Annotated in this window: 15 protein-coding genes; 13 read left to right on the plus strand and 2 right to left on the minus strand. The window is 61.6% G+C overall.

Translation table 11 applies throughout. From position 1 onward, the window contains the following. The first annotated feature begins 28 nt into the window (after positions 1-28). Positions 29-994 (plus strand): GGDEF domain-containing protein, encoded by a 966-nt coding sequence (locus tag AB8B29_RS22550; RefSeq protein WP_439006718.1) that lies wholly within the window; start codon positions 29-31, stop codon positions 992-994. A 7-nt stretch (positions 995-1,001) separates the two neighbouring features. Here the strand turns inward: AB8B29_RS22550 and AB8B29_RS22555 are convergent, their stop codons facing one another. Continuing rightward, a complete protein-coding gene (locus AB8B29_RS22555) occupies positions 1,002-2,168 on the minus strand; it encodes a dihydrodipicolinate synthase family protein (protein WP_037197707.1) in 1,167 nt (388 codons plus the stop codon). 267 nt (positions 2,169-2,435) lie between these two features. Here AB8B29_RS22555 and AB8B29_RS22560 point away from each other — a divergent pair, with 267 nt between their 5' ends. From AB8B29_RS22560 to AB8B29_RS22615, 12 genes are all read left to right on the plus strand, one after another. Beyond that, positions 2,436-3,482 (plus strand): LacI family DNA-binding transcriptional regulator, encoded by a 1,047-nt coding sequence (locus AB8B29_RS22560; RefSeq protein WP_037197708.1) that lies wholly within the window; start codon positions 2,436-2,438, stop codon positions 3,480-3,482. Continuing rightward, positions 3,479-4,483, plus strand: coding sequence for a Gfo/Idh/MocA family protein (locus AB8B29_RS22565; RefSeq protein ID WP_113134652.1), 1,005 nt, complete (start codon positions 3,479-3,481; stop codon positions 4,481-4,483). Before AB8B29_RS22560 ends, AB8B29_RS22565 begins: the two co-directional genes overlap by 4 nt. 9 nt (positions 4,484-4,492) lie before the next feature. Beyond that, on the plus strand, positions 4,493-6,106 hold the full coding sequence (locus AB8B29_RS22570) for an acyl CoA:acetate/3-ketoacid CoA transferase (RefSeq protein ID WP_037197761.1): 1,614 nt from the start codon (positions 4,493-4,495) through the stop codon (positions 6,104-6,106). Next, on the plus strand, positions 6,099-6,878 hold the full coding sequence (locus AB8B29_RS22575; RefSeq protein WP_037197711.1) for an enoyl-CoA hydratase/isomerase family protein: 780 nt from the start codon (positions 6,099-6,101) through the stop codon (positions 6,876-6,878). Before AB8B29_RS22570 ends, AB8B29_RS22575 begins: the two co-directional genes overlap by 8 nt. Next, complete coding sequence (locus AB8B29_RS22580) at positions 6,878-8,398, plus strand: aldehyde dehydrogenase family protein (RefSeq protein ID WP_037197712.1); 1,521 nt, start codon at positions 6,878-6,880, stop codon at positions 8,396-8,398. The genes AB8B29_RS22575 and AB8B29_RS22580 overlap by 1 nt, the downstream gene beginning before the upstream one ends. An 87-nt stretch (positions 8,399-8,485) precedes the next feature. Beyond that, positions 8,486-9,748 (plus strand): ABC transporter substrate-binding protein, encoded by a 1,263-nt coding sequence (locus tag AB8B29_RS22585; RefSeq protein ID WP_037197714.1) that lies wholly within the window; start codon positions 8,486-8,488, stop codon positions 9,746-9,748. A gap of 77 nt (positions 9,749-9,825) precedes the next feature. Next, complete coding sequence (locus AB8B29_RS22590; protein ID WP_037197762.1) at positions 9,826-10,773, plus strand: carbohydrate ABC transporter permease; 948 nt, start codon at positions 9,826-9,828, stop codon at positions 10,771-10,773. Then, entirely contained in the window at positions 10,770-11,717 is a 948-nt protein-coding gene (locus AB8B29_RS22595; RefSeq protein ID WP_037197716.1) for a carbohydrate ABC transporter permease, read from the plus strand. The genes AB8B29_RS22590 and AB8B29_RS22595 overlap by 4 nt, the downstream gene beginning before the upstream one ends. 5 nt (positions 11,718-11,722) lie before the next feature. Beyond that, complete coding sequence (locus AB8B29_RS22600) at positions 11,723-12,838, plus strand: ABC transporter ATP-binding protein (protein ID WP_037197717.1); 1,116 nt, start codon at positions 11,723-11,725, stop codon at positions 12,836-12,838. Between the two features lie 21 nt (positions 12,839-12,859). Continuing rightward, a complete protein-coding gene (locus AB8B29_RS22605; protein ID WP_037197719.1) occupies positions 12,860-14,365 on the plus strand; it encodes a GMC oxidoreductase in 1,506 nt (501 codons plus the stop codon). Then, positions 14,362-15,141 (plus strand): 3-ketoacyl-ACP reductase, encoded by a 780-nt coding sequence (locus AB8B29_RS22610; RefSeq protein WP_037197720.1) that lies wholly within the window; start codon positions 14,362-14,364, stop codon positions 15,139-15,141. The genes AB8B29_RS22605 and AB8B29_RS22610 overlap by 4 nt, the downstream gene beginning before the upstream one ends. 14 nt (positions 15,142-15,155) lie before the next feature. After that, complete coding sequence (locus AB8B29_RS22615; RefSeq protein WP_047559177.1) at positions 15,156-16,811, plus strand: GMC family oxidoreductase; 1,656 nt, start codon at positions 15,156-15,158, stop codon at positions 16,809-16,811. Between the two features lie 73 nt (positions 16,812-16,884). Here the strand turns inward: AB8B29_RS22615 and AB8B29_RS22620 are convergent, their stop codons facing one another. After that, positions 16,885-19,218, minus strand: coding sequence for a heavy metal translocating P-type ATPase (locus tag AB8B29_RS22620; protein ID WP_113102458.1), 2,334 nt, complete (start codon positions 19,216-19,218; stop codon positions 16,885-16,887). Between the last annotated feature and the right edge of the window lie 305 nt (positions 19,219-19,523).

Raw genomic sequence — 19,523 nt, forward strand, 5'->3', positions numbered from 1 at the left:
CGATTTGGGTACTATTCTCGGTGTTCAAATGGACGATACCGAAATCCTGCCGCCGGAAGTGCTGGCCTCAATGCTGATGCGGATGTTCGAATTCGCGCCAATAGCGATCGCTATCACGACCAGTGATGCGAAGACGTCGAGCTATGCAAAGGTCAATGACGCCTATCTCAAGCTGACCGGGCTCAAATGGGACGATATTCGCGGCAAGAAGCTCGTCTCGAAGGGCGCAGCCATTGACAGCCCGGCCCGCGACCGCCGGCATCGCCTGCTGCAGGAGGATGGTGCGTATGTGCTGGAAGAGGTCGAAATCCGCCATGCGGACGGCAACATCATTCCGACCTTGATATCGGCGCAGCGCACCGTGATCGACGGCATATCTTTCGACGTGGAAATCATCCTCGACGTATCGGCGCGCGTCCGCCATCAGTCCGAAATCGAACTCGCGCTTCGCGCCTCCGCACGTACCGATGCGCTCTCCGGCCTGCCGAACCGCGCCTGCTTCGACGAGGTGCTGAAGGAAAGGATTGCGGCGCAGGAATCGAATGAGCGGCTGCTTGCGCTTGCCTTCATCGATCTCAATGGTTTCAAGATCGTCAATGACACCATGGGCCACGATGCCGGCGATGAAGTGATCCGCACGATTGCAAGCCGTTTGCGTGACAGTTTCCGAACACATGATTTTATAGCTCGCATTGGCGGCGACGAGTTCATCGTATTGTTCGAAATCGATCCTGCCCTTTTGAACGAGGCGCGCGACATGCTGTTCGAGGCGATCGAGCGCATCTTCAAGCCGATAGCGATCGGTGGTGCCTTGACGGACGTCGGGGCGGCCGTCGGCGTAACGCTTTTGAGGCCGGGAGATACGTCAGCTTCCTTCGTCAAACGCGCCGACAACGACATGTATCTTGCCAAGCAAACCGGAAAGCGCGTTTCTGTCGTCTGGCTCAGGCCGACGGATGCGGTGATGCCGGCTAAGTGGGCTCGAGCCGACTGAAGGCGCTTTATTCGTTACCGAAGACTCCCACGAAGTTCTTCATGCGGCGAACAGCCAAATCCGGCTTGTCGAGGACATTGGCCTTGTCTGCCAGTCGGAAGATCTCGGCATAGTGATTGACGCCGCGTGCGGATTGCATGCCGGCGGGGAGGCTGAAATGGTTCTGATGTCCATTCAGCCAGGCAAGAAACACCACGCCCGCCTTGTAATATTGCGTCGGCGCCTCGAAAATCTTGCGCGACAGGGGAACCGTGGGTTCGATGACGGACCTGAAGGTCGCTACGTCTCCGGCTGCGAGTGCGGCTAGCGCCTTCGAGGCGGATGGGGCGACGGCGTCAAAAATGCCGAGAAGAGCGTGGCTGTAGCGCTCGCCGTCCCCTTCGATCAGCTCCGCATAGTTGAAATCGTCACCGGTGAAGCACAGGACACCGTTCGGAAGCCGGGTGCGAAGCTGGACCTCCTTGGCATTGTCGAGAAGCGAGATCTTGATGCCTTCGACCTTATCTTGGTTTTCGTCGATGATCCTCAAGACGCATTCGAGCGCCGGCTCAAATTGGGCGCTGCCCCAATAGCCGGCCAGTTGCGGATCGAACATGTCGCCGAGCCAGTGCAGGACGACCTTGTCCCTGGCCTGCGAGAGAATGCGACCATAGACCTTGGCGTAATCGTCAGTGGAGGCTGCGACGCGGGCAAGCGCGCGGCTCGCCATCATGATGGCGCGGCCGCCATGCTTCTCCACATATTCGACCTGTGTTTCGTACGCCCTGATGACATCATCAAGCGATCGCGCCTCGGACGCGATGAGATGATCGGTTCCGGCGCCGCAGGCGAGATCGGCTCCATCGACGTTCCTTGCCTCATCGAGCGACCGTCGGATCAGTTCCTGCGCGCCGGCCCAGTCCAGTCCCATGCCGCGCTGCGATGTATCCATTGCCTCGGCAATCTTGAAGCCGAGGCTCCACAAATGCCGGCGAAAGGCGATCGTTGCCTCCCAGTCGATGGCCGGCCGGCCCCAAGGGTCGGTTTCCTTGCTCGGATCCGAAACGACATGGGCGGCGGCGTAAGCGATGCGATTGAAGCGCGGGGGTGCCGCCGGCCGTGCGACAGGCGTTCCCACCAGTTCATAACCGCGAATGATGCCATCGGAGTTCGGCAGGTTCAAAGTCAGGCTCATGACAATCCTCCTCACAAGATTGAACGACCCATTAATTTGGATCGTTCCAAATTGCAAGAGGCTATTTTGGGGATCTGCTAATTTGCCGAAAAATACTAGCGCTGGCGATTGCTGCTGCGAAGTAGACAGAAATACCTATTTAAAACAATGGGTATCTACGAAATGGCAGAAAAGATGTGGCGGCTATTGATCTGAATTTGGAAAAACGCTCTTGACATAATTGGAACGTTCCAATTAATTGCTTAGAGAATTAGCAGGGAGGATTATATGGCCGGGGGACGGGTTACCGTCATAGACATCGCGAAGGCTGCCGGCGTTTCAAAGTCGACCGTCTCGCTGGTGCTTCAGGGGTCCCCTCTGGTCAATGAGGGCACGCGGGTGAAGGTCAGTGCCGCGATGCGGGAGCTCGGCTACGTCTACAATCGTGGCGCCGCCACGCTCCGGCAGACGGGCGCGAAGTCGAAGATCATCGGTGTCGTCGTCAACGACCTCACCAACAGTTTCTTCGCGGAGCTGGCAGTGGGAGTCGATATGGTCGTTCAATCCGCGGGTTTCGTGCAGTTTCTGTCGAATACGAGCGAAAGCATCGATCGCCAGCGCGAGGTCATTGCGTCCATGCGCGAGCATGGCATTTCCGGCCTGATCGTTTCGCCGGCCCGTGCAACGGAAGCAGCCGATTTCAAGCCGTTGGTCGCAGCCGGCATCCCGGTCGTCGTCGCGGTGCGCAGCCTGCCCGGCGCCAAGGTTTCCTCGATCGTATCCGACAATCACGAAGGAACGGCGGCGGCAGTCCGGCATCTGGCCTCGCTTGGCCATAGGCGGATTTCCTTCCTGGGCGGCTTTCCCAATACGGCCGTTTTCGCCGAGCGCTTGACCGGTTACCGGGATGCAGTGGTGGAAGTCGGTCTCGGTTTTGACGACGAACTGATTGTCTCATCGGCCCCATCGAGGGCCGGCGGTGCGGATGCGATTGCTCGCACCATGGCGATGGGCAATCCGCCGACCGCGGCTGTCTGCTTCAATGATGCGGTCGCTTTCGGCGTCTGCGACGGGCTTCGCGCGCGTGGCATGGAGCCCGGCCGTGACTTCGCCGTCGTCGGTTTCGACGATGTGATCGAGGCGCAGACTGCAGTGCCCGCGCTGACGACGATTTCAGTCGATCCGCAGGGCATGGGCAGGCGTGCGGCTCAGCTTCTTCTCAAGCAGATCAATGCGGGAAAGGTGGAGGCGGAGAACGTGACCGCGGCCGTCCGTCTCGTCGTTCGCGAGAGCTGCGGTGCCGCGCAGAGAAAATCAAGGGAGGAGTTGGCATGACTGTTCGTTGGGGTCTTATCGGCGCAAGCACCATCGCCCGCGAATGGGTCATCGGCGCCATCCGCGCTGCTGGCGGCGAGGTGGTGTCAGTCATGAGTTCGAGCCCGGAGCGCGCACGAGCCTACGCTGCTGAAAACGGTATCGGCCGGTCGGTTTCGCAGGTCTCGGAGCTTGTGTCGGATCCGCAGATCGATGCCGTCTATATTTCGACCACCAACGAGCTGCACCGCGACCAGGCGATTGCCGCGGCTCGCGCCGGCAAGCATGTGCTTTGCGAGAAGCCGCTGGCAATGTCGCTTGACGATGCGCATGCTATGGCAAAGGCGGCGAAGGATGCCGGCGTCGTTCTGGCGACCAATCATCATCTTCGCAATGCATCGACCCATATCGCGATGAGGGATGCCATCGCCTCCGGCAAGATCGGCAAGCCGCTGGCGGCTCGGGTGTTCCACGCCGTCTATCTGCCGCCGCATCTTCAGGGCTGGAGGATCGAGAAGCCGGCCGCCGGCGGTGGCGTGATCCTCGACATCACGGTTCACGATGCCGATACGCTGCGCTTTGTCCTCGGGCGTAACCCGGTTGAGGTCACGGCTTTCTCACAGTCGGGCGGAATGGGCAGGGAAGGGCTGGAAGATGCCGTCATGGGCGTGATGCGCTTCGAGGACGGTGTCATCGCCCAGTTCCATGATGCCTTTACGGTGAAATATGCCGACACCGGCTTCGAGGTGCATGGAACCGAGGGATCGCTCATCGCTCGCAACGTCATGACGCAGCGGCCGATCGGCACCGTGATATTGCGGACCGCCGAGGGCGAGCAGGAACTGCCGACGACCGACAAGAACCTCTACCAGACCGCGCTCGAAGCCTTCCACGCCGCCGTGGCGGGGAAGGGGCGTCCTGCCGCTACAGCCGAGGATGGAATCTGGTCGCTTGCAACCGGCCTCGCCGTCGTCGAGGCCGCAAGAGGCGGCGCGGCCGTCAAGATAAAAACCGGACTCTAGATTATGCATATGAGCAAACACATTACTCCGGCCGAAGCCGCCGCCCTGATCCCCGATGGAGCCATCGTCTCGGTCTCATCGTCAAGCGGTCTTGGCTGCCCCGATCTGATGCTGAAGGCGATCGGCGAGCGCTTCGATGAGACGGGGCATCCGCGCAATCTCACGACGCTGCATCCGATCGCGGCAGGCGACATGAGCGGCATTAGGGGTGTCGACCATATCGCCAAGAAAGGCCTGCTCAAGCGCATCATCGGCGGCTCCTATCCGTCCGGACCGTCCACCGCCGAACCGCCGCTCATCTGGCAGATGATCACGGATAACCAAATTCCCGCCTACAATATCCCGTCGGGCATCCTCTTCGATATGCATCGGGAAGCCGCCGCCAAGCGTCCCGGAGTCTTGACCAAGGTGGGAATCGAGACCTTCGTCGATCCCAAGCGTCAGGGCTGCGCGATGAATGCCGCCGCGAGCGAAGAGCCGGTTGTCAAGCGCGTGTCCTTCGAAGGCGATGAATGGCTGTATTTTCCTGCTATCGTTCCGCAGGTCGCGATCATTCGCGCGACGACGGCGGACGAGCGCGGCAATCTCACCTACGAGCACGAGGGCGCCTATCTGGGTGGTCTGGACCAGGCGCTTGCCGCACGCAACAATGGCGGCATCGTCATTGCCCAGGTCAAGCGGATCACCAAGGAAGGTTCGCTGAAGCCGCATGATGTTCGCGTTCCCGGAATGCTGGTCGACTATGTGATCGTCGATCCCGAGCAGAAGCAGACGACCCAGACCTTGTACGATCCGGCGATCTCAGGCGAGATTTTTCGTCCGCTCGACACGTTCCGCGTTCCTGAATTCAACATCCAGAAGGTAATCGCGCGACGCGTGGCGCAGGAACTGCAGGCCGGTAGTTGCGTCAATCTCGGCTTCGGCATCTCGGCAAATGTGCCGCGCATCCTGCTGGAAGAGGGGCTGCATGGGGCGGTCACCTGGGTCATCGAGCAAGGTGCCGTCGGTGGCGTTCCGCTCCTCGATTTTGCTTTCGGCTGCGCATCCAACGCCGATGCCTATATGCCGTCCCCCTATCAGTTCACCTATTTCCAGGGCGCCGGTTTCGACGCTTCGCTCCTGTCCTTCCTCGAGATCGGCCGGGACGGATCCGTCAACGTTTCGAAACTGTCCTTCCGGCCGCATGTGACGGCCGGAGCCGGCGGCTTTGTCGATATCACCGCCCGCGCCAGGAAAATCGTCTTCTCCGGCATGTTCAATGCGGGCGCCAAGATCGCGGTCGCCAACGGCAGGCTGGTCATCGAGAAGGAAGGCAAGCTCAAGAAATTGGTGAACGAAGTCGAGCATGTCACCTTCTCCGGCAAGCGGGCAGTCGAGCAGGGTCAGGACATTACCTATGTCACCGAACGCTGCGTGATGAAGCTGACGTCGGCCGGCATCGTACTGACCGAGATCGCGCCGGGCATCGATCTGCAGACACATATTCTCGAGCAATCCGAATTCCCGCTCACCGTGGCAGCGGATCTCAAGGTGATGGACGCCGGACTCTTTGCGGAAGGCAATATCGGCCTTTCCCTGCCGAAGAAAGACGCCCGCGTTCTGGAGGGGACGTTCCATGGCTAGCGGCACGGTGAAGGTCGAGATAGACGGGCACATCGCAGTCATGACGGTCTCGCGGCCGGAAAAGCTCAATGCTCTCGATCTGGATATGTTGAAGGCACTCGGCAATGCTGCCGATGAAGTCGAGGCAAACGGCGCCGTTCGGGTCGCGATTTTGACGGGCGAGGGCAAGGGCTTCTCGGCGGGCGGCGACATCAAGGCCTGGGGCGGAATGGAACCGCAGGAGTTCGGACACGCCTGGGTTCGATACGGCCATCGCGTTTTCGAAAGACTGGCGACCCTTCGCGTTCCGCTGATCGCGGCTCTTAACGGCCATGCCCTTGGCGGCGGCCTGGAGCTTGCCGGCGTGGCGGATATCAGGATCGCCGAGGAGCACATCAAGATCGGATTGCCCGAGACGGGCCTCGGCATGGTGCCGGGCTGGTCCGGCACGCAGCGCCTCGTCAAACGCTTCGGCGCACAAGTCGTTCGCCGTATGGCGCTCGGTGGAGAAATCTTCACGGCCGAGGAGGCGCGTAATCTGGGCGTCGTCGATGCGGTCACCCCGAGCGGCAACGCTGTCGCCGCGGCCAAGGATTATGCGCAGCGCGTGGCCGCGCGCGGACCTGCTGCATTGGAAATCGTGAAGCTGCTGGTCGCTTCGGCAAACGGCGAGGACAACGGCACCGCCGTCGAGGCGCTGGGGTCTATACTCGCCGCCAAGACAGGCGATCTGAAAGAGGGCGTCGCTTCCTTCAGCGAAAAGCGCCCGGCACAGTTCAAGGGAGAATGGTGATGACGATTCCGGTGAAGCCAAAGGCGCTGAGCTCTCATGAGGCGCGGGATTTCAAAATGCTGATCGACGGCCGGTGGCAGGCAGGCGATGCCAGGCCGATCGAGCGCATCGCCCCGAGCCACGGCGTCGTGGTCAGCCGCTTTCCGGCCGGCAGCAAGGCGGACGCCGAACGGGCGATCGCGGCCGCCCGCAAGGCGTTCGACAATGGTCCCTGGCCGCGAATGACGGCCTCCGAGCGATCAGCTGTTCTTCTGAGGGCCGCCGATCTTATCGCGGCGCGGTCAGAAGAGCTTGCCTATCTCGATGCGATAGAGGCCGGCAAACCGATCAGCCAGGTGCGCGGCGAGATCGCCGGCTCCGTTGATATCTGGCGCTATGCGGCGGCACTCGCGCGCGATCTGCATGGCGAAAGCTACAATACGCTCGGCGAGGGAACACTCGGTGTCGTTCTGCGCGAGGCGATCGGCGTCGTCTCCATCATCACCCCCTGGAACTTCCCGTTCCTGATCGTCGGTCAGAAGCTTCCCTTCGCCCTGGCGGCCGGCTGCACGACAGTTGTCAAGCCATCCGAACTGACGTCGGGCTCGACGCTTGTCCTCGGCGAGATCCTGCAGGAGGCGGGCGTGCCGGACGGCGTGGTCAATATCGTCACAGGAACCGGCCCCGAGGTCGGCGCCGTCATGACATCCCATCCCGACGTTGACATGGTGTCCTTCACCGGTTCCACCGGCGTCGGCAAGCTCACCATGACCAATGCGGCACAGACGTTGAAGAAGGTTTCGCTCGAGCTCGGCGGCAAGAACCCGCAGATCGTCTTCCCGGACGCCGATCTGGACGCCTTCATCGATGCCGCCGTTTTCGGCGCCTATTTCAATGCCGGCGAATGCTGCAATGCCGGCTCTCGACTGATCCTGCACAAGAGCATTGCATCCGAAGTCGTCAAGCGCGTCGCCAATCTCACGCAGAATGTGAGGGTCGGCGATCCGCTGGATCCCAGCACGCAAGTGGGCGCGATCATAACGCCGCAACACTTTGACAAGATTGCCGGTTACGTCGCCAAGGCAAGGGACGGCGGTGCGGACGTGGCGCACGGCGGCGGCACTCTCGACCTTGGCATGGGGCAATTCATGGCGCCGACAATCCTGTCCGGTGTGACGCCGGATATGGCGGTTGCGCGCGAGGAAGTCTTCGGACCCGTTCTGTCGGTACTGACCTTCGAGACGACCGCCGAGGCGATAGAAATCGCGAATTCGATCGACTACGGCCTGTCGGCCGGCGTCTGGAGCCGTGACTTCGATACTTGCCTGACAATCGGCAGAAGAGTCCGTGCAGGAACCGTCTGGATGAACACGTTCATGGATGGTACCCCTGAGCTTCCGTTCGGCGGCTACAAGCAGTCCGGGCTCGGGCGCGAGCTCGGCCGCCACGCGGTGGAGGATTATACGGAGACCAAGACACTCAACATGCACGTCGGCAGCCGCACCAGCTGGTGGATGCCGCAGAAGGAAAAGCTGGCCTAGCCAGCGGAAGACTACGCCTGAGGAGGGCGGGGAATAGATGCGAGAATGGGTCTCGCATCTAAAAATTGCAAAACTGGGAGGTTTTAAATGCGTAAGTTTTTGACGACGACTGCAATGATCGCACTTGCAGTCGCGGGTGCCGGCGCGTCCGCTCGCGCCGCTGATGTAAAAGAGGTGCAGATGCTGCACTGGTGGACATCCGGCGGCGAGGCTGCGGCGCTGAACGTGCTCAAGCAGGATCTTTCCAAGGAGGGATATGCCTGGAAGGATGTTCCGGTCGCCGGCGGCGGCGGTGACGCGGCCATGACGGCACTCAAGGCCATGGTTGCTGCCGGAAACTATCCGACGGCTTCGCAGATGCTGGGCTATACCGTGCTCGACTACGCCCAGGAAGGCGTCATGGGCGACCTGACCGCGACGGCCAAGAAGGAAGGCTGGGACAAGTCGGTTCCGAAGGCTCTGCAGAAGTTCGCCGTCTATAACGGCAAGTGGGTCGCAGCTCCGGTCAACGTTCACTCCGTCAACTGGCTCTGGATCAACAAGGCTGTCATGGACAAGATCGGCGGTAAGCAGCCGAAGACCTTTGCCGAGTTGATCGCGCTTCTGGACAAGGCAAAGGCGGCCGGCGTCGTTCCGCTCGCGCTCGGCGGCCAGAACTGGCAGGAAGCGACGATGTTCGACTCGATCGTCCTTTCGACCGGCGGCCCGGAATTCTACAAGAAGGCCTTCAACGACCTCGACGAGGCCTCGCTGAAGTCCGACACGATGAAGAAGTCCTTCGACAACCTCGCCACGATCGTCAAATACGTCGACCCGAACTTCTCCGGCCGTGACTGGAACCTTGCGACCGCGATGGTCATAAAGGGTGACGCGCTCGTTCAGGTCATGGGCGATTGGGCCAAGGGCGAATTCGTCGCCGCCAAGAAAACCCCGGGGACAGACTACCTGTGCTACCGCTTCCCTGGCACGGAAGGCAGCGTGATCTACAACTCCGACATGTTCGGCATGTTCAACGTTCCTGCCGACCGCAAGGCCGCTCAGGTAGCACTTGCGACCGCAACGCTGTCGAAGAGCTTCCAGTCGGCCTTCAACGTCGTCAAGGGATCGGTTCCCGCCCGCACCGACGTTCCGGACACCGCCTTCGACGCCTGCGGCAAGAAGGGCATCGCCGACCTGAAGGCCGCCAACGAAGGCGGCACGCTGTTCGGCTCGCTGGCCCAGGGTTACGGCGCTCCGCCGGCGATCGCCAATGCCTACAAGGACGTGGTCTCAAAGTTCGTCCACGGCCAGATCAAGACGTCTGACGAGGCCGTCAAGCAGCTCGTTCAGGCGATCGACGACGCCCGCTGATCGGGTCGAGAACGGCTTCCCCGCCCTGGCGGGGAAGCCTCCGATAGCGAGCATATCATTGGGAGGAGATGGACCTCATGAGCTCAGTTGCTACCACGGAACCGGTGTCGGCGCGGCGGCCCGCGGTTTCTCTACGCGCGCGCCTGCAAGATGCCCTGCCGAAGATCGTTCTTGCGCCGAGCTTCGCGATCACGCTTGTCTTCGTCTACGGCTTCATTCTCTGGACCGTCTATCTGTCCTTCACCAACTCCAAGACCTTTCCGTCCTATGCGTTGACCGGCCCGCGCGCCTATCAGCGGCTCTGGCGCTGGACGTTCGAAAGCGATCCGCCCTCGTCCTGGTATACCTCGATCGTCAATATGGGGATCTTCGGCTTCCTCTATATCTTCATCTGCCTGGCGCTTGGCCTGCTGCTGGCGATCCTGCTCGATCAGAAGATCCGCGGCGAGGGCGTGCTCAGGCCGATCTTTCTTTATCCGATGGCGCTTTCCTTCATCGTGACGGGTGTTGCCTGGAAATGGTTCCTGGACCCGGGTCTAGGCCTCGAGCAGACCTTGCATCAGTTCGGCTGGACGAGCTTCCATTTCGACTGGATCAAGAACAAGGATTTCGTCATCTACACCGTCGTCATCGCCGGTGTCTGGCAGGCGTCCGGCTTCATCATGGCGATGTTCCTCGCCGGTCTGCGCGGCATCGACAGCGAGATCATGAAGGCGGCGCAGATCGATGGCGCCTCGCCCTTCCAGCTCTACCGTCGCATCATCATTCCGCTGCTAAGGCCGGTATTCCTGTCCGCTTTCATCGTGCTCGCGCACATGGCGATCAAATCCTACGACCTTGTGGTGGCGCTGACATCGGGCGGCCCCGGCGGCTCGGCCTGGCTGCCCTCCAACTTCATGTATGAATATACCTTCAAGCGCAATGAAATGGCCGTTGGTTCGGCCAGCGCCGTGATCATGCTGATGACCATCTCGGCGATCATCGTTCCCTATCTCTACTCCGAACTGAAGGAGAAGGCGCGATGAGCTCCGTTGTTTCTCCTGCCGTCGGGCTGGCGCATGGCGGCAATCGCGGCCGATGGATCGGCCGTGTCGTGATCTACGGCCTGCTGCTGCTCTTTGCTCTCTTCTATCTCGCGCCGCTCTTCGTGATGCTGGTCACCTCGTTCAAGACCATGGACGAGATCCAGAACGGCAACATGCTGGCCCTGCCGCAGTCTCCCACCTTCGACCCATGGCTGAAGGCATGGGGCGAAGCCTGCGTCGGCCTCACCTGCGCCGGCATCAAGGGCTATTTCTGGAATTCCATCAAGATGGTCGTGCCGGCGGTGGCGATCTCGACGATCTTCGGCGCCTTGAACGGCTACGTGCTGACCAAGTGGCGCTTTCCGGGCCATACGCTGGTGTTCGGCTTGATGCTGTTTGCCTGCTTCATCCCGTTCCAGTCGGTGCTGCTGCCGATGGCGACGATCCTCGGCGCTCTCGGGCGCTTCGGCGTGACGCTGCAGGATGCGACGGGTTTCAGCTTCGGCTTCGGCAATTCGACGGTCAACCTGGTCTTCGTTCACGTCGTCTACGGTCTCGGCTTCACCACGCTGTTCTTCCGGAACTACTATGAAGCCTTCCCGACCGAACTGGTGCGGGCAGCGCAGGTCGATGGCGCGAGCTTCTTCCAGATCTTCCGCCGCATCATGCTGCCGAATTCCCTGCCGATCATCGTCGTGACGGTCATCTACCAGTTCACCAACATCTGGAACGACTTCCTGTTCGCCTCGGCCTATGCGGGAACCGGTGATTCCATGCCGATGACGGTGGCGCTCAACAATGTCGTCAACACCTCGACCGGCGTGGTCGAATACAACGTCAACATGGCCGCCGCCATGATTGCCGCCGTCCCCACGCTCATCGTCTACATACTCGCTGGCCGCTACTTCGTGCGCGGTCTGATGGCGGGCGCTGTCAAAGGATAATCGCTATGGCTTTTCTTGAAATTTCCGGACTGAAGAAGCGCTATGGCGCACTCGATATCCTGAAAGGCATCGACCTCGAGCTTGAGAAGGGTGGCTTTCTGGTTCTCGTGGGACCGTCCGGTTGCGGCAAGTCCACGCTGCTCAATACCATCGCCGGCCTGGAGGCGATCAGCGAGGGTGACATCCGCGTCGACGGGCGTTCCATCGCCGGTCTGCATCCCTCCAAGCGCGACATCGCCATGGTGTTCCAGAGCTATGCGCTCTATCCGAACATGACGGTGGCCGGCAACATCGCCTTCGGCATGGAGATGCGCGGCGTGCCCGCCGAAGAGCGCAAGAAGGCGATCGACGAGGTCGCCAAGGTCCTGCAGATCAGTCATCTGCTCGATCGGAAGCCGAGCCAGCTCTCGGGCGGCCAGCGCCAGCGTGTCGCCATGGGCCGCGCCCTGGTGCGCGATCCCAAGCTGTTCCTCTTCGACGAGCCGCTGTCCAATCTCGATGCCAAGCTTCGCGTCGATATGCGCACGGAGATCAAGCGCCTGCACGCGCGGATGAAGACGACCATCGTTTATGTGACGCATGACCAGATCGAAGCCATGACGCTGGCGACAAAGATCGCCGTTCTCAAGGACGGCGTTCTGCAGCAGTTCGGCTCGCCGGCGGAAATCTACAACAATCCGGCCAATATGTTCGTCGCCGACTTCATGGGATCGCCCGCCATGAACCTGCTTTCCGGAACGATCGAGAAGGGAAACACCGGGCTTTCCGTCTCGCTTGCGCGCGCGGATGGCGAGCCGATCAGACTGCCGATCGCTGCGGGCCGCGAGCAGCTGGAGGCGCATGCCGGACGTGCGATCGTCTTCGGCATTCGCCCCGAGGCGCTGACCGATCCGGACGGCGCCGATCGCAATGCGAAGACGGTGGCCGAAAATGATTGCCTGATCGAGGTGGTCGAGCCGGCGGGCTCCGACACATTCGCCGTCATCAAGCTCGGCGGCAAGGAGGTCGTCGCCCGGCTGCGTGCGGATGCACGCATCCAGGCAGGCCAGCACGCACGCCTCGCCTTCAATCTCGACAAGGCTGTTTTCTTCGATCCGCAAAGCCAGATGCGGATTGCGTGAGACGGCATCAGAGATATCGACATGAGCAAAACACCTGACATCGTCATCATAGGTTCGGGCGTCGGTGGCTCGACGGTCGCGGCCGGACTGGCGGCGACGGGAGCCGAGATCCTGATCCTCGAGGTCGGCGATCATATCGCCGATCGTCCCGAAAACCGGGACCAGAGGGCGATCTTTCAACGGGGCCATTTTCGCCCGAAGGAGACCTGGTACGAGGCCGGCGGCGCCGGCTTCAATCCGGGAAACTATTACAATGTCGGTGGCAATTCAAAGTTCTATGGGGCGGTCCTCGTCCGTTACCGCAGGGAAGACTTCGAGGAGATACAGCATCGCGAGGGTGTGTCTCCCGCCTGGCCGTTCTCCTATGACGTGCTGGAACCCTGGTACAGCCGCGCCGAGCGCATGTATCAGGTTCGGGGACGCCTCGGCGAGGATCCGACCGAACCAAATCATTCGCTCGGCTATGATTTCCCGCCGGTTCCCGACGAGGCGCCAATCGCCGACGTCAGGGCGCGGCTGAAGGAAAAGGGCCTCCATCCCTATTCTCTGCCGTTGGGCATCGATCTCGAGGCCTGGCTTGCCAAGGCCAAGACGCCCTGGGATGCCCATCCGAATTCGCATGACGGCAAGATGGATGCTGAAACGGTGGCCCTTGCCGTTGCCCTGAAGCACGGCAATGTCCGCCTTCAGACGGGTGCGCGGGTAACAAGGCTCGAAGCTGCGGCGGACGGCAGGATCGCCAGCGTTGTCTACCAGATGAACGGTGAGCAGATCAGGCTTTCACCCAAGCTCGTCATCCTGTCCGCCGGCGCGGTGCAATCGGCGGTGCTTCTCTTGCGCTCGGCCAATGACCGGCACCCGAAAGGGCTGGCGAATTCGTCCGACCAGGTCGGACGGAACTTCATGAACCACAATTCCTCGGCGGTGATCGGCGTGTCGCCGACCTATCGCAACACCTCCGTCTACCAGAAGACCTTCGGCTTCAATGATTTTTATCTCTCCGACGGAAATGGCGGCCCGCCCCTCGGCAATGTTCAGCTGTTGGGCAGGATTTCCGCCAAGGTACTCAAGGGTTCGCTGCCGAAGGTGCCGGAGTGGGTGCTCGGACAGATGACGAACCGGGCGATCGATTTCTATGCGATGAGCGAGGATATGCCGAACCCGGAAAGCCGTGTCATGATCGATGGCGATCGCATCGTCCTGCAATGGCAGCGCACCAACTGGGACGCCCATCTCGCACTGGTCGCCAAGCTCAAGGACATACTGAAATCCATCGGTTTTCCGCTCGTGCTCTCGCGTCCCTTCGACAAGCGTACGCCGTCCCATCAATGCGGCACGGTCCGGATCGGCAATGATCCGGCGAGCGCACCGCTCGACATCTATTGCCGTGCCTATGACCATCCGAACCTCTTTGTGGTCGACGCGAGCTTCCTGCCGACCTCGGCAGCCGTGAACCCAGCGCTCACAGTTGCCAGTCAGGCTCTGCGCGTCGCCGATCACATCGCATCCAAGGACCTGAACGCATGACAGACAAGGTTGAACGGCCGGTCGCGGTCATCACCGGAGGACGGAGGGGCATTGGCCTCGGCATAGCGACCGCGCTCGCAAAGGCCGGTTACAGCATCGTCATTACCGGCATCGGACCCGAGGAGACCGCTGACGAGGTGATCACCGGGCTCAAGGCTCTTGGCGGTGATGCATTCTACATTCAGTCCGATCTGTCCGATGTCGGAAAGCATGACGCAACCGTCCACGCCATTCTGGGGCGCTTTGGCCGCATCGATTGCCTCGTCAACAATGCCGGCATGGCCGCGGTCGTGCGCGGCGATTTTCTCGAGCTGCTGCCCGAGAATTTCGATGCGATCCTGGCGACCAATCTCAAGGGCACCGTTTTCTTCACCCAGGCTGTGGTCAAGGCGATGCTGGTGTCAGGCAGTCGCTCGCACCCGCGCTCGATCATTAACATCACGTCCGTATCGGCGGAGGCGAGCTCACCCGAACGACTGGATTACTGCATCAGCAAGGCCGGGCTTGCCGCCTTTTCGCAAGGGCTCGCCTTGCGTTTCGCCGAATCCGGCATCGCCGTCTTCGAAGTCCGCCCCGGCATCATCCGCACGGACATGACCGCAGGCGTCAGCTCCAAATACGACACTCTGATCGAGGGCGGGCTGGTGCCGATGAAACGGTGGGGCGAAGCAGAGGACATCGGCAGGATCTGCGCCGCGCTCGCCTCCGGCGACTTCGCTTTCGCCACCGGCACGGTGATCGATGCGGATGGCGGTCTGTCCATTCCCCGTTTGTAGACAGGATTTGAGATATGCGTTTCGACTATATCATTACCGGCGCTGGACCGGCGGGATGCGTTCTGGCCAATCGGCTGAGCGAAGACCCGGATGTCAACGTGCTGCTGCTGGAGGCGGGAGGCGGAGACTGGAACCCGCTCTTCCATATGCCGGCAGGCTTTGCCAAGATGACCAAGGGAGTGGCCAGCTGGGGCTGGGAGACGGTACCCCAGAAACACATGAAGGGCAGGGTTCTTCGCTATACGCAAGCCAAGGTCATCGGCGGCGGTTCGTCGATCAACGCACAGCTCTACACGCGCGGCAACGCGGTGGACTACGATCTATGGGCCAGCGAGGACGGCTGCGAAGGCTGGGACTATCGTTCCATCCTTCCCTATTTCAAGCGCGCCGAAGACAATCAGCGTTTTGCGGATGATTATCACTCCTATGGCGGGCCGCTCGGCGTCTCCATGCCGGTTTCCGCCTTGCCGATTTGTGATGCTTATATTCGTGCCGGCCAGGAACTCGGCATTCCCTACAACCATGATTTCAACGGCCGCCAACAGGCCGGCGTCGGCTTCTATCAGCTGACGCAGCGCAATCGCCGCCGCTCCTCCGCCTCGCTCGCCTATCTTTCACCCATCAAGCAGCGGAAGAACCTGACGGTCAGAACCGGCGCGCGCGTGGCACGCATTGTCCTCGAAGGGGCGCGGGCTGTCGGTGTCGAAATCGCGTCGCAACAAGGGTCGGAGATCGTGCGGGCGGAGCGGGAGGTCATCGTTTCCTCAGGTGCGATCGGCTCGCCCAAGCTGCTGCTGCAATCCGGTATCGGCCCCGCCGATCACTTGCGATCGGTCGGCGTGAAGGTCCTGCACGACCTTCCGGGCGTTGGCGGGAACCTGCAGGATCATCTCGATCTCTTCGTGATCGCGGAGTGCACCGGCGACCATACCTATGACGGCGTGGCAAAACTCCACAGGACGCTGTGGGCCGGGCTCGAATATATGCTGTTCAGGACGGGGCCCGTGGCGTCTTCCCTCTTCGAGACAGGCGGCTTCTGGTATGCCGATCCCGAGGCGCGTTCTCCCGACATCCAGTTTCACCTCGGCCTCGGCTCGGGGATCGAAGCGGGCGTCGAGCGCCTCAAGAATGCCGGCGTCACGCTGAATTCAGCCTATCTTCATCCCCGATCCAGGGGGACGGTCCGGCTCTCCTCATCGGACCCCGCCGCCGCTCCATTGATCGATCCGAACTACTGGTCGGATCCTCACGACAGGGCGATGTCGCTGGAGGGGTTGAAGGTTGCGCGCGAGATCATGCAGCAGGCGGCCCTCAAGCCGTTCGTGCTTGCCGAGCGCCTTCCAGGCCCGAAGGTCGTCACCGACGAACAGCTTTTCGATTATGGCTGCGCCAATGCCAAGACCGACCACCATCCGGTCGGCACCTGCAAGATGGGCACCGGTCCGGATGCCGTTGTCGGCCTTGACCTGAAGGTTCGTGGATTGGAAGGGCTGCGGGTCTGCGATTCCTCTGTCATGCCGCGCGTTCCCTCCTGCAACACCAATGCACCCACGATCATGGTCGGCGAGAAGGGCGCGGATATCATTCGAGAGCTTCCGCCGCTCCCGGCGCAGATTTTTGCCCATGAGCGAAACGACGCGCGCCCGAGGGCGCGTGTCGCTATCCGTTAGGCAAAACGGTTGTTGTGAACGGGCGGGTTTCGGGACGAGTTGCTTGATATCCGCGAGTGATCCGCCACGGGTGTCAGGCTTCGATCCGCCGCCGCTTCCCGCCGAGCAGGCGCAGTGCGTTCATGGTGACCAACACCGTCGCTCCGGTATCGGCGAGGATCGCCGGCCAGAGACCGGTGACGCCGACGATCGTCGTGACTAGGAAAACACCCTTCAGGCCGAGAGCGATGGTGATGTTCTGGCCTATATTGCTCATCGTCCGCTTCGAAAGGTCGATCATCTCGATGACGTCGCCGACGCGGCCATGCAACACGGCGGCGTCGGCCGTTTCGAGCGCGACGTCGGTTCCGCCGCCCATGGCAATGCCGACGTCGGCGGCGGCGAGCGCAGGCGCGTCATTGATGCCGTCGCCGACCTTGGCGACCCTAAGGCCCTGGCGTTTCAGCTCGCCGACGATGCGCTGCTTGTCTTCAGGCAGCAGCTCCGCCCTGACCTCGATGCCGAGCGTCTTGCCGATGGCCTGCGCAGTGCGCCTGTTATCGCCGGTCAACATGATCGTCTTGATGCCGGCATCCGCAAGTGCCTTCAGGCCCGCCGCGGCATCGGCCCGCGGTTCGTCGCGCATTGCCAGCAGGCCGGCGGCCACGCCCCTGACCACCAGAACGGAGACGGTCTTTCCCTCGTCGTTGAGTTCGGCGATCCGTGCCGATTGTTCCGGGGCAAGGGAAACTCTGTCGGCGGCCGCCTGCGGCGAACCGAGGAAGACCTCGATGCCGTCAACCGTGCCGCTCACGCCCTTGCCGCCGATCGCCTTTGCATCGATGACCGACGGCACTTCCGTACCGTCCGCGGCGGCGCGATCGAGGATCGCCCGGGCGAGCGGATGGTTCGAGCCGGTTTCGAGAGCCGCCGCCAATCGCAGCACCTCTGCGTCGCCCCTGCCGAGGCCGACGATATCCGTGACCTTGGGCTTGCCCTCCGTCAGCGTGCCTGTCTTGTCGAAGGCGACTGCGGTCACCTTGCCGATATTCTCCAGCACGGCGCCACCCTTGAGGAGCAGACCGCGTCTGGCGCCTGATGACAGCGAGGCCGCGATTGCCGCCGGCGTCGAGATGACGAGGGCGCAGGGGCAGCCGATCAGCAGGATGGCCAGGCCCTTGTAGACCCATTCGCCCCAGTTGCCGCCCAGCAGAAGCGGCGGGACGACGGCGACGAGCGCGCCGACAACGACGACGCCCGGCGTGTAATAGCGCGAGAAGCGGTCGATGAAGCGCTCGGTCGGCGCCTTCGATTCCTGCGCCTCCTCGACCAGCTTGACCACGCGGGCGATCGTGTTGTCGGCAGCGGCCGCCGTGACGCGAATGCGCAGCGCCGCATCGCCGTTGACGGTACCGGCAAAGACGGTCGCATCGGCCCCCTTGCGCACGGGCGTGCTCTCACCGGTGACGGGCGCTTCGTCGATGGCGCTTTCGCCAGACAGGATCGTGCCGTCGGCGGGAATTCGGTCCCCCGGGCGTACCAGGATGACGGCACCGACGGACAGGCTCTCCGCCTGTACTTCGCGGGTCTTGCCGTTCTCCTCGACGAGGGCGGTTTTGGGAACCAGCTCCGTCAGCGATTGAATGCTGGCACGGGCCTTGCCGGCCGCAACGCCTTCCAGCAGCTCGCCGATCAGGAAGAGGAAGACAACGGTTGCTGCTTCCTCGCTGGCGCCGATGATAACAGCGCCGATCGCCGCGATCGTCATCAGCATCTCAATCGAGAACGGCGTTCCGACCATCGCGGCCATGAAGGCGCGCCGGGCAATCGGCAACAAGCCCACAAGCATGGCGGCGGTGAAGATCCAGCCCTCCAGTCCAGGCACGAGTTTGCCAATGGCCCAGGCCACGGCAAGTGCGATGCCGCTGGCGATCGTCAATCGGCCCTTTGCAGATTTCCACCATGGTCCGATGTTCGGCCCATGATCGTGTCCATGGAGACCGGCAACGGTCGCCGCGTGCCCATGTGCGTCGTGGCTGTGTCCCGGATGAGCATGCTCGTGGCTTCCGGTTCCACGATCGCCGTGGCCATGGTCATGATTGTGATCTTTGTGATCATGGCCTTGTGCCTGGTGATCATGATGGTCGTGGCCACAGCCGCAGGCATGGCTTTCGTCTTCCTTGGCCGCAGGCGCGCTATTTTGAGGAAGCGGAATGATCTTGTAACCCAGTCCCGTCACGCGCTTGGCAATTGCCGGCGCGAGAGTGTCATCGCCCTGATGTTTGACTGTCATCGTGCCTGCCGTGACCGATACGGAAACGTCTTCAACGCCCTGCAGGCGACGAACGGCCGTGTCGATCTTCGCAGCGCAGGAAGCGCAGTCCATGCCATCGACGCGATAGCGGCTCTGTTGTGTTGTCGAAGTCATATTCGGGTTCCAGATTGGGTCGTGGAACCATTGCTACATCCTCTAGTAACTAGAGGGACAAGAGCATTTTTATGGAATTTTCGCGGTGGCCGCTTGCTGTCGGCGGCAATCTATCGGCATGGAGTGCGGCTATGCAGTCTCAGCGCCGCTGCTGCAACTGACCCGCGCGCGTGCAGCAGCTGGACACGCTCCGCAACGAGACGCATGTTTCGAGGCGAAGTGTTTGAATTTACTCGCCGGCTATCTCACCGAACGCTTTGCGGCCAGGGGCGACTCATGGAGTGGGAATGGTTGCTCGTGCAAGG

Origin of the sequence: Rhizobium sp. 11_C7_N12_5 (assembly GCF_051811145.1) — a bacterium.
GTDB classification, from domain to species: Bacteria; Pseudomonadota; Alphaproteobacteria; order Rhizobiales; family Rhizobiaceae; genus Rhizobium; species Rhizobium lusitanum.

Coding starts and splice junctions, on each gene's coding strand:
- AB8B29_RS22550 (WP_439006718.1), top strand. CDS start 29: ATGGACGATACCGAAATCCTGCCGCCGGAAGTGCTGGCCTCAATGCTG.
- AB8B29_RS22555 (WP_037197707.1), bottom strand. CDS start 2,168: ATGAGCCTGACTTTGAACCTGCCGAACTCCGATGGCATCATTCGCGGT.
- AB8B29_RS22560 (WP_037197708.1), top strand. CDS start 2,436: ATGGCCGGGGGACGGGTTACCGTCATAGACATCGCGAAGGCTGCCGGC.
- AB8B29_RS22565 (WP_113134652.1), top strand. CDS start 3,479: ATGACTGTTCGTTGGGGTCTTATCGGCGCAAGCACCATCGCCCGCGAA.
- AB8B29_RS22570 (WP_037197761.1), top strand. CDS start 4,493: ATGAGCAAACACATTACTCCGGCCGAAGCCGCCGCCCTGATCCCCGAT.
- AB8B29_RS22575 (WP_037197711.1), top strand. CDS start 6,099: ATGGCTAGCGGCACGGTGAAGGTCGAGATAGACGGGCACATCGCAGTC.
- AB8B29_RS22580 (WP_037197712.1), top strand. CDS start 6,878: ATGACGATTCCGGTGAAGCCAAAGGCGCTGAGCTCTCATGAGGCGCGG.
- AB8B29_RS22585 (WP_037197714.1), top strand. CDS start 8,486: ATGCGTAAGTTTTTGACGACGACTGCAATGATCGCACTTGCAGTCGCG.
- AB8B29_RS22590 (WP_037197762.1), top strand. CDS start 9,826: ATGAGCTCAGTTGCTACCACGGAACCGGTGTCGGCGCGGCGGCCCGCG.
- AB8B29_RS22595 (WP_037197716.1), top strand. CDS start 10,770: ATGAGCTCCGTTGTTTCTCCTGCCGTCGGGCTGGCGCATGGCGGCAAT.
- AB8B29_RS22600 (WP_037197717.1), top strand. CDS start 11,723: ATGGCTTTTCTTGAAATTTCCGGACTGAAGAAGCGCTATGGCGCACTC.
- AB8B29_RS22605 (WP_037197719.1), top strand. CDS start 12,860: ATGAGCAAAACACCTGACATCGTCATCATAGGTTCGGGCGTCGGTGGC.
- AB8B29_RS22610 (WP_037197720.1), top strand. CDS start 14,362: ATGACAGACAAGGTTGAACGGCCGGTCGCGGTCATCACCGGAGGACGG.
- AB8B29_RS22615 (WP_047559177.1), top strand. CDS start 15,156: ATGCGTTTCGACTATATCATTACCGGCGCTGGACCGGCGGGATGCGTT.
- AB8B29_RS22620 (WP_113102458.1), bottom strand. CDS start 19,218: ATGACTTCGACAACACAACAGAGCCGCTATCGCGTCGATGGCATGGAC.